This window comes from Gordonia paraffinivorans NBRC 108238 (genome assembly GCF_000344155.1).
Taxonomy (GTDB): domain Bacteria; phylum Actinomycetota; class Actinomycetes; order Mycobacteriales; family Mycobacteriaceae; genus Gordonia; species Gordonia paraffinivorans.
In genome coordinates, this window is record NZ_BAOQ01000063.1 from 1 (window position 1) to 9,675 (window position 9,675).

Below are 9,675 nucleotides of genomic sequence, written 5' to 3' on the forward strand. Positions count from 1 at the left end.
GGCGGTCTGCAAAGCCGGCGCGGATGAATCCCCTCGTGTCTCCGACTGTGATGCCCATCTTGGGTGCCGGTTTCTCAGCGACGCGATGGTGGATCGATCAGGACGATCTAGATCGGTGAGTCACCGCGTGAGCTGTCGACTGCTCACCTGCTCAGTGTCAAGGACTTGGCGGCACGTTCCAGTGACATCGCAAGATCCGCCTCGAACTCAGGCAAAGCCGCAGCAAGACCGATCACGCAACGGAGCCGATCGGGTGCGGTCGAGTCCTTCTGCACCGCTGCACGTGCGATTGCCGTCCACCTCGTGGCCGCTCGATGGGCCGCACCGGCCAGGTCACCGGTTGCTTGATCGCCGGTGCGGTCTCGGCGTCGGGGGCGGTGTAGATCGGTTTAATCGCCCGAGCGACGTCTTTGCGGTCTTTGTAGTTCACGAACCGCATCGAGTTGCGGATCAGATGCACCACACAGGTTTGCACGGTGGCCAGCGGCCAGGTCGCCTCGATCGCTTCGGGGAATCCGGTGAGCCCGTCACAGCACACGATCAGCACGTCCTTGACGCCGCGGTTGGCCAGATTCGCACACACCCCGGCCCAGAACTTGGCGCCTTCTTCGGCCTGTATCCAGATTCCCAGCACATGCTTGACGCCGGCCATATCGACGCCAATAGCAATGTGGGCGTGCTTGTTTCGGACATGGGCGCCGTCTTTGACCTTCACTACCAGGGCGTCAAGGTAGATGACGGGATACAACGGCTCCAGCGGCCGGTTCTGCCATTCATCGACCGCGTCGAGGACCTCGTCGCAGATCTTCGAGATCGTCTCGTGCGAGAGATCGGTGCCGATCGTGGAGGCCAAATGGTGTTGGATGTCGCGCAACGTCATGCCGCCGGCGTAGAGCGAGATGATGATGTCGTCGAGGCCGCCGAGGCGGCGCGAGCCCTTCGGGACCAGCCGCGGGGTGAACGTGCCGTCACGGTCACGAGGAATGTTCAGCTCGACCGGCCCGGCCTCCGAGGCCACCGTTTTCGGGCTCGACCCGTTACGGGCGTTGGGCAACTCCCGCCCGGCCGGATCGCCCTTGGCATAGCCGAGGTGATCGGTCAGCTCGGCCTTCAGACCGCGTTCGAGGGCCAGTTTGATCAGACCTGGGATCAACCCGCCTTCGCCGGTGATCTGGACCTGGCCGGTATCGATCTGGGCGAGCAGCTCATCGACCATGCCCGAGGCCTGTAATGCCTCGGCGACTTCCGCGGTCGAGCGCGGCTCGGCCAGTTCAGGCAACTGCTCGTCGTCGTGGCCCTGCTGCTTGTCGTCTAACGCCATGCTCATAGATCTTCCTCTCACTGATGAGCACTGGACTTACACAGACCATCTGACACCCCCGATCATCACTGCCGACCGGTACCGGGAGAACGCCAACGTCATCACCAGGACCGGAAGAATGCCGAACTGGCCATGGCCCAATGGGATTCGATAATCGGGGAACCACAGGTCCCACTGCGAGCACCCGCCGGGCCGATAGACCACACGATCAGCCGGATCCGATCGAAGAACGCCGACACCACTGGTGCCGTAACCCGTTCGAGGACGCGTGCTGCGGCTTCAAGAACAGTCACCTCCACTCCCAGAGCACGTAGTGAAGCGGCCGTTTCCAGACCGATGTAGCCACCCCCGACGATGACGACTCTCCGGCCCTGTACGGCCGCAGCACGGATGGCCTCAACGTCGGACGCAGTGCGCAGAGAATGGACGCCTGCGAGTTCAGCGCCGGGCACCGGCAGTTGGCGGGCACGCGCGCCCGTGCAGATGGCCAGCCGGGAGTAGGTGACTACGTTCCCGCTGCCCATGGTGACGGAGCGTGCATCGCGGTCGATCGCTATCACAGTCTCGGCGTCGAGCTCGATGCTCTGTTGCTCGTAGAACTGCCGTCCGCGGATCGCGAAATCATCGAGTTCCGAGGTACCAGCCAGGTACGCCTTCGACAAGGGCGGGCGCTGGTAGGGCAACCTGCCTTCATCGTCGATGAGCAGGATGTCGCCATCCCACTTCTCCTTGCGGAGATTGCCCGCGAGCTGAGCGCCCGCGTGGCTGGCGCCGACGATGACCGCGCGATTTGCTGTCACGAATCCTCCTTGGGTGTCAGGCGCACCATCATCTTGCTGATACCGCGAACAAAATTCGACTGGACGTACTCGGGGGTGCCCACCACTTCGATGTTGTCGAAACGCTGCAGGAGTTCCTCCCAGAGGATGCGAAGCTGGAGCTCGGCGAGCCGGTTGCCCATGCATCGGTGCACGCCGAATCCGAAAGCGATGTGGTTACGGGCGTTGGAGCGGTCGACGATGAGCTCGTCGGGGCGTTCGAACACGCGCTCGTCGCGATTTCCAGACGCGTACCACATCACGACTTTGTCGCCCTTGCGGATGAACTGACCGTTGATCATCACGTCGGTCTTGGCGATGCGCCGCATATATGCCAAGGGCGTCTGCCACCGGATAATCTCCGACACCGCGTTGGGGACGAGGTCGTGATTGGCCTTGAGCTTCGCGAACTGGTCGGGGAACTCGTTGAGCGCCAGGACTCCGCCGCTCATGGAGTTCCGGGTGGTGTCGTTGCCCCCGACGATCAGTAGCACCAGATTTCCAAGGAATTCCATCGGGCGATCGTCGAGGAGATTCTTGGTGTCGTCGTTGCTCTGCAGCATGGTGATCAAATCGAAGCCGGGCTCCTCTCCGGCCGCGGTCCGTGCGGCTTTGTCCCGCCACAGGGCGCTGAGACCCTGCGCCATGGCCACCATTTCGCGAAACACCTCGTCGTTGTCTGAGGGTCCGCCGTTGGCCTGCTCCATCGAGGTGACGAGGTCGGACCACTCGACCAACCTGTGACGTTGCTCGTAGGGGAAATCGAGCAGGGTGGCGAGCATGCGTGCGGTCAGTTCGATCGACACGTTCTTGACCCAGTCGAACGGTTCGTTGCTCGGCAGACCGTCGAGAACGTCCTTGACGCGGGAGCGGATGAGCCCCTCCATCTCGCGCAAGTTCTTTGGGGCGACGACTCCTTGGACGGCGGCTCGCTGCTGATCGTGCCGGGGGGGGATCCGACCCGGTTGAAGCTGCTGGAATACATCCTCGCCGGCGAACGCACCTCGGCCGACTGCGTCGCCCACGCCGGCATCTCCCAGCCGCGGGTGTCGGTGCACCTGTCGTGTCTGGCCGATTGCGGATACATCGTCGCGCGCCGCGACGGCAAGAAGCTGCGGTACACGGTCGGAGACCCGCGCGTGGCCGAACTGGTGCTGCTCGCCCGGTTGCTCGCGGCCGACAACGCCGCCGCCCTGACGTGCTGCACCCGCATCGACCAGGTACCGGACGGTGACCGGACATGAACGCCCTCGACAGCCCTCACGTCTCGGCAGCCGCTCACCGTCGGCGGGTTCACCGCGGCTGGGACTGGGTGTCAAGCTCGCCGAGGTCGATGCCGAGCTCGCCGAACTCACCGCGGTCCGGCGACACCCTGGCCGCCGCGCTGGCGGCCGGACGCGAAGACCTGCTCGAGCGCAGCGAATCCCCCTGCTGCCCTGTCCCATCGACACCGAACCCAGCGCCAGGCAGCGGTGGCTCGGCGAGCTGCGGGGGAGGCCGTTGTGGCTGCTGCGACCTAGACACGCCGCTGGCGGGCTTGCATCGGGACCGCGGCACTGCTGCCTGGGCTGTTGCGCGGTGGTGCCCCGCTGCTGATCGCGGCCGTAGCACTGAGCAGCGGCACGCTGCTGGTGAGCCTGTCATGGCTCCAACCGCTCGGATTCGCCCATCGGACTCGGGCTCCTCGGACTGATCTGGTCCCGCCAATGACTCGCGCCCGCGGCTGCGATGAGGGCTGCGCAGCCACACCTTCCGGCGACGCGGGCACTCCGGCCCGCACCACCGCCGCGACCTGGCTCAGGCCGTCACCGAGTTTGGCGCCTGCGAGGCCACCACGGTGATCAGCACCGTAGCCATCAACGGCGCCATCGCCGGTGCTCACCGCGCGCCGAGACCCGCTGCCCGGTCCCGGCGCGCGGTACACCTGGGGTGAGCCACGCCAGCGTCAGTGGGATGACGATCAACACGAGGAACGCTTCCAGGAACGGTCCGGCCTCCACGAACTCGGCCAGATCCGACGTAGAGCCGCAGCTGGTGGCAGGGACACCGCTCCGCCGCGCCAGCTGGGTAATACGCATCATCACCACCCCGCGACCCTGAACCTTCGACTCGACTCGAAGGTCAGACCGGCCGTGACGGTTGCCCCCGAGGGCGGTGTGGCCCCGGCGGCCGGTCCCGTGTCCGCGACGAATCAACCTGGTCTGATCGCCGCGCTACTCAGCGGCGGCCCGTGGTGCGCGAGTGTTGGGTGGGCGAAACCTGAGGGCGGGCAGCCACCAGTTCCAGCCGCCGAGCAGGCGCATGAGGGCGGGGACGAGGACGAGGCGGATGAGGACGGCGTCGATGGCGACGGCAAGGGCCAGTCCGAGTTGTTTGAGTTCGAGGATGTCGGCGGTGAGGAAGCTTGCGAAGATGGCGATCATGATCGCGGCGGCCGCGGTGATGGGGCGTGCGGTGTGGGTGAGCCCGGCCGCGACGGCGCGCTGGTTGTCGCCGCTGGCGTCCCAGTATTCGCGGATGCGACGAATCAGGAACACCTCGTAGTCCATCGAGAGCCCGAACAGTAGCGCGAACACCACGGTGGGTAGGTAGACCTGCACGAATCCGGGGCTGGTGAAGTCGAGGACGTTCTCGCCCAGACCCCACTGGAACACCGCGACGGTGATACCGAGGGCGGCGCCGGTGGCGAGCAGGTTCATCGCGATGGCCTTGAGGGGTAAGGCGATACTGCGGAAAGCGGCGATGAGGAAGACCAGCGAGGCGGTCAGCACCAGGGCTACGACCAGCGGAAGTTTGGTGGTCATTTCGTCGGAGAGATCGACGAATTCGGCGGTGCTGCCGCCGATGCGGATCTCGGCTCCGGCTGCGCCGGCGGCTGTGTTGCGCAGGTCGCGGACGAGGTCGGTGGCGGCCATCGAGTCGAAGGTGACCGAGGGGATCGCCATCGCGAGCATTCGACCGTCATTGAGCTGGGCGGGCAGGACGGTGTCGATGCGGGCGTCGCCGTCGATCTCGGTCAGGAATCGGTTGACCCGTGCTTCGGCGTCTGCGGTGAGTGGGGTGTCGCTGGGGCCGGTGGCGATGATCTCGACCGGGGAGAGTGCTCCGGGCGGGAAGTTGGTGTTCAATGCGGTGCTGGCGCGTCCGGTCGGGGTGTCGTCGAGGGCGGTGGTGCCCATGTCGAGGCCGTAGCGGATCCGGGCAGCCCGTCGTAGGGGCCGACGACGTCGACCACGCCCTCGACCGCGGTGGCGGCGGTGATCGTGCGAGCCACCGCTGCACGGAACTCGGCGTCGGTGGCGGTGACCGCGCCAGACTGCAGCACGATGACCGCCTGTTCCGTACCGAACTGCGGGAAGTGCCGGGCAACCAGGCGATCCACCTCGGTGGACTCCGAGCCCTCGACACCGAAATCCATCGCACCGAGCCGGTTCTCGAGCAGCGGGTAGGCCACCGCGCACACCACCAGCAGCAGTCCCCAGACCGCCAGGACCGCACGTCTGCGCCGGGCCATCAGAACGCCCCACCGATATAGCACTCCGGGCGAGCCCGGCGGCGATGGTTGCTGAGGCGAGTTCTCGACGACGGCGGACTTCTGCTGGTTCACGCGTTCTCCCTCCGTAGCGACCACGAATTGATCGCCATATCACGATGTAATCGTTGAGTCGAGATTAATCACACTCTCACTCGATATCAATAGCTTTCGCCGCTATCATCGCTTTATGGCGATTAATGATGGCGGGGGTTGCCTCGTCGAGACGCAGGGGTTGGATCCGGCGGTGGCCCTGTTCCACAGCCTCTCCGATGCGACACGGTTGGCGATCGTGCACCGGCTGGCGTGCGGGGAAGCGCGGGTCTTGGACCTGATGGCCGGGCTCGGACTGGCTCAGTCAACGGTATCGGCGCACGTAGCGTGCCTGCGCGACTGCGGGCTGGTCGTGGGCCGCCCGCAAGGGCGGCAGGTGTTCTACAGCCTGGCCCGCCCGGAGTTGATGGACCTACTCGCCTCGGCAGAGACCTTGCTCGCGGCGACAGGCAATGCGGTGGCGTTGTGCCCGAACTACGGCACCGACTCCACCACCGAGACGGAGAGCGCGGAGGTACGAGCATGAGCGACGCATGCGGCTGCGGCCACGACGAACCCGCCGGTGACGGCGAGGCCGAGGAACGCGAACCCGAAAAGCTCTGGGAAGTCAGTGAACTGCGCGCCGCCGCGGTCGCCGGAGTGCTGCTGGTCGCGGCACTGATCGTCGGCTGGACCGGCGGCCCACGCGCCGTCGAGTTGGGGTTGGAGATCGCCGCACTGCTCGTCGGTGCATACACCTTCGTCCCCTCCACGCTCAAACGGCTGGCCAAGGGCAAGATCGGTGTCGGCACGCTGATGACGATCGCCGCGATCGGCGCGGTGATCCTCGGCGAGGTCGGCGAAGCCGCCATGCTGGCGTTCCTGTTCTCCATCAGCGAGGGCCTCGAGGAGTACGCGGTCGCGCGCACCCGCCGCGGGCTGCGCGCCCTGTTGAACCTGGTACCGGACCGGGCCACCGTGCTACGCGACGGCACCGAAACCGTCATCGCCCCTGCCGAGCTGCGCGTCGGGGATCGGATGCTGGTGCGCCCCGGTGAGCGGGTCGCGACCGACGGGGTGATCGTCGACGGGCGTAGCGCGCTGGATGTTTCGGCGATCACCGGCGAATCGGTACCGGTAGAAGCCGGGCCGGGCGCGGAGGTGTTCGCCGGGGCGATCAACGGCACCGGTGTGCTGACCGTCGAGGTCACCACGACCGCCGAGGACAACTCCCTGGCACGGATCGTGCGGATCGTGGAGGCCGAGCAGGCCCGCAAGGGCGACGCTCAACGCTTGGCCGACAAGATCGCCAAACCGCTGGTGCCCGGCATCATGATCGCCGCCACAGCCATCGCGGTGATTGGCGCGCTCTTCGGGGATCCGGTCACCTGGATCGAACGTGCGCTGGTGGTGCTGGTCGCCGCCTCACCGTGCGCGCTGGCGATCTCGGTGCCGGTGACCGTGGTCGCCGCGATCGGTGCGGCGAGCAAGCTGGGTGTGCTGGTCAAGGGCGGTGCCGCACTCGAGGCGATGGGCCGGGTGCGCGAGGTCGCGCTGGACAAGACCGGCACGCTGACGGCGAACAAGCCTGCCGTCGTCGAGATCGCCGCCACCGGCGGTGTGCACGGGGACCGGGTGCTGGCGGTCGCGGCCGCGCTGGAATCGCGCAGTGAACATCCCCTCGCCCGCGCCATCCTCGCCGCCGTCGACACCGTCACTCCCGCCACCGACGTCGAGGCGGTCACCGGTGCCGGGTTGACCGGCCGCGTCGACGGACGCCGGGCGCGGCTGGGCCGTCCGGGCTGGATCGAACCGGGTGTTCTGGCCGCCGATGTGGAACGGATGCAGCACGCGGGGGCGACCGCGGTGCTGATCGAGCTCGACGGCCAGGTGATCGGTGCGATCGCTGTGCGCGACGAACTGCGGCCCGAGGCACACGAGGTCATCGACCGATTGCACGCGCTGGGAATCCGGGTCTCGATGCTCACCGGTGACAACGCCCGCACCGCCGCCGCTCTGGCCGCTGAGGCGGGGATCGAGGACGTGCACGCGGATCTGCGCCCGGAGGACAAGGCCCACATCGTGGGCGAACTGCGCAGCGACCGGTTCACCGCGATGGTCGGCGACGGCGTCAACGACGCCCCCGCACTGGCAACCGCCGACCTCGGTGTGGCGATGGGCGCGATGGGCACCGATGTCGCTATCGAAACCGCGGATGTGGCGTTGATGGGTGAGGACCTGCGGCACCTGCCGCGGGCTCTCGAGCACGCTCGTCGGGCTCGCCGGATCATGTTGCAAAACGTCGGTTTGTCGTTGGGGTTGATCACGATCTTGATCCCGCTCGCGCTGTTCGGGATTCTCGGGTTGGCGGCGGTGGTGCTGGTGCACGAACTCGCCGAGATCGTCGTCATCGCCAACGGTGTCCGCGCCGGACGCACCAAACCCCTGGCCTCGCTGACCGATTCGGCGGCAAAGCCCGCACCGGTACTGGCCGGAGCGCCCGCGTGACCGCCACCGCGTCGTCTGCTCCCACCGTGTCGCGGTGGGGGCGGCGACTGCGGTGGGTCGCTGCCGCGGCCGCGCTGGCCGGTATCGACCTCACGCTCAAAGCGTGGGCGCAGACCACGCTGGCCGGGGCCCCGATCGAGGCGGGTCCGGTGGACCTTAAGTTGGCGTTCAACCCGGGAGCGGCGTTCTCGATCGCCGCCGACGCACCGAGCTGGGTGATGCTCACGCTCACCACGGTGATCACCACCGCGGTCGCGGTCGGCGGATGGGTGGTCGCGCCGCGCGCGAACCTGCTCACCCGCGTCGCGCTCGCCGCGATCCTGGGCGGTGCCGCCGCCAACGTCATCGACCGGGCCCCCGACGGTGTGGTCACCGACTACCTGCACACCGGCTGGTGGCCCACCTTCAACCTCGCCGACACCTTCATCGTGCTCGGCGCGACCGCCCTCATCATCGCCACTCTGATCGGAAACTCCGATGAGCGAGAACCACTCTCACCCGAACACCACGCCGACGACCGGGACTGAGCCGGGCCCGTCACGTCGGTGGGCAGGGCTGGCGGCGCTGGTCGTCGCCCTGCTCACCGTCGGGCTGGACCTGATGGTTCTCAACGTCGCCCTGCCCACCCTGGCCCAAGACCTCGGCGCGAGCACCACCCAGTTGCAGTGGATCGTCAACGCCTACACCCTGGTCTTCGCCGCGCTCATGCTGCCCGCCGGCGGCTTCGGTGACCGCTACGGTCGCAAACGGCTGCTGCTGATAGGTTTGGTCGCCTTCGTCGCCGCCTCGGCCTGGGCCGCTTTCAGCGGGTCCACCGGCTCGCTGATCGCCGCCCGCGCGGTCATGGGCATCGGGGCCGCGATCATCGTGCCGCTGTCGCTGGGGATCCTGCCGACCCTGTTCGGCCCCGACCAGCGTCGCCGCGCGATCGCGGTGTGGGTCGGTGCACTGGGTGTCGGGTTGCCGCTGGGGCCGATCGTTGAACCGTCCTGGGTCGGATGGAGACCTGGTTTAGGCCACCTCCGCTTCGGAGGCGACGGTCTCACGGTAGCGCGTCTCGTACTCGACCGGCGGGCAGTAGCCGATTGCCGAGTGCAACCGTTCGGTGTTGTACCAATGCACCCATGCGGCGGTTTCGCGTTCGACCTCGGCTCGTCCGGTCCAGGATCGCTGGCGGTCGATGAGTTCGCTCTTGTACAACCCGATCGTCGATTCCATCAACGCATTGTCCAGGGCATCGCCAACTGAGCCGATCGAGCCGGCCAGGCCGGAGTCGCGTAGCGCCTCGGTGAAGGCGAACGAGGTGTATTGACTTCCCGCATCGCTGTGATGAATCAAACCTGTTGCAGTAAAGGAGAAGTCGGTCCTTCTTCGGGTGAACAGGGCCTGCTCGAGAGCGCTGGTCACCAGCGGTGTCGTCTTGCTCGTCATCACCCGCCAACCCAGGATCCGTCGCGAGTACG

8 protein-coding genes and 5 pseudogenes are annotated in these 9,675 nt (G+C 66.9%); 5 read left to right on the top strand and 8 right to left on the bottom strand.

Annotation, left to right across the window (positions count from 1 at the left end):
• Positions 1 to 355 precede the first annotated feature (355 nt).
• The 4 pseudogenes from GP2_RS20220 to GP2_RS20230 all read right to left on the bottom strand — a co-directional run.
• Positions 356 to 1,327: pseudogene (locus GP2_RS20220) on the bottom strand (IS256 family transposase); the annotation flags it as partial.
• A gap of 54 nt (positions 1,328 to 1,381) precedes the next feature.
• Positions 1,382 to 1,540, bottom strand: a pseudogene (locus GP2_RS22360) (IS21 family transposase); the annotation flags it as partial.
• Positions 1,537 to 2,121: pseudogene (locus GP2_RS20225) on the bottom strand (NAD(P)/FAD-dependent oxidoreductase); the annotation flags it as partial. The pseudogenes GP2_RS20225 and GP2_RS22360, both read right to left, overlap by 4 nt.
• Positions 2,118 to 3,092: pseudogene (locus GP2_RS20230) on the bottom strand (cytochrome P450); the annotation flags it as partial. The pseudogenes GP2_RS20230 and GP2_RS20225, both read right to left, overlap by 4 nt.
• Between GP2_RS20230 and GP2_RS20235 the strand changes: the two are divergent.
• Positions 3,057 to 3,383, top strand: a complete 327-nt coding sequence (locus GP2_RS20235) for an ArsR/SmtB family transcription factor (protein ID WP_006902500.1) — start codon at positions 3,057 to 3,059, stop codon at positions 3,381 to 3,383. The pseudogene GP2_RS20230 and the gene GP2_RS20235 sit on opposite strands and share 36 nt — an antisense overlap.
• 612 nt (positions 3,384 to 3,995) lie before the next feature.
• Here the strand turns inward: GP2_RS20235 and GP2_RS20245 are convergent.
• The 3 genes from GP2_RS20245 to GP2_RS22365 form a co-directional block, all read right to left on the bottom strand.
• Positions 3,996 to 4,220 carry a hypothetical protein gene (locus GP2_RS20245; RefSeq protein WP_223374213.1) on the bottom strand — a complete coding sequence of 75 codons (225 nt, stop codon included), beginning with the start codon at positions 4,218 to 4,220 and terminating at the stop codon, positions 3,996 to 3,998.
• Positions 4,221 to 4,352: 132 nt separating this feature from the next.
• Complete coding sequence (locus GP2_RS20250) at positions 4,353 to 5,318, bottom strand: MMPL family transporter (protein WP_006902501.1); 966 nt, start codon at positions 5,316 to 5,318, stop codon at positions 4,353 to 4,355.
• Positions 5,264 to 5,746: a hypothetical protein gene (locus GP2_RS22365; RefSeq protein ID WP_255218674.1), complete on the bottom strand. Its 483-nt coding sequence runs from the start codon at positions 5,744 to 5,746 to the stop codon at positions 5,264 to 5,266. Before GP2_RS22365 ends, GP2_RS20250 begins: the two co-directional genes overlap by 55 nt.
• Before the next feature lie 115 nt (positions 5,747 to 5,861).
• Here GP2_RS22365 and GP2_RS20255 point away from each other — a divergent pair, with 115 nt between their 5' ends.
• The 4 genes and pseudogenes from GP2_RS20255 to GP2_RS20270 form a co-directional block, all read left to right on the top strand.
• Positions 5,862 to 6,251 (top strand): ArsR/SmtB family transcription factor, encoded by a 390-nt coding sequence (locus GP2_RS20255; RefSeq protein WP_005179570.1) that lies wholly within the window; start codon positions 5,862 to 5,864, stop codon positions 6,249 to 6,251.
• Complete coding sequence (locus GP2_RS20260; protein ID WP_006902503.1) at positions 6,248 to 8,212, top strand: heavy metal translocating P-type ATPase; 1,965 nt, start codon at positions 6,248 to 6,250, stop codon at positions 8,210 to 8,212. Before GP2_RS20255 ends, GP2_RS20260 begins: the two co-directional genes overlap by 4 nt.
• On the top strand, positions 8,209 to 8,739 hold the full coding sequence (gene lspA, locus GP2_RS20265; RefSeq protein ID WP_005179567.1) for a signal peptidase II: 531 nt from the start codon (positions 8,209 to 8,211) through the stop codon (positions 8,737 to 8,739). Before GP2_RS20260 ends, lspA begins: the two co-directional genes overlap by 4 nt.
• Positions 8,690 to 9,205, top strand: a pseudogene (locus GP2_RS20270) (MFS transporter); the annotation flags it as partial. The gene lspA and the pseudogene GP2_RS20270, both read left to right, overlap by 50 nt.
• An 18-nt stretch (positions 9,206 to 9,223) precedes the next feature.
• Here GP2_RS20270 and GP2_RS21455 read toward each other — a convergent pair.
• Positions 9,224 to 9,675, bottom strand: a 452-nt coding sequence (locus GP2_RS21455) for an integrase core domain-containing protein (protein WP_157211744.1), incomplete at its 5' end; no start/stop codon positions are given.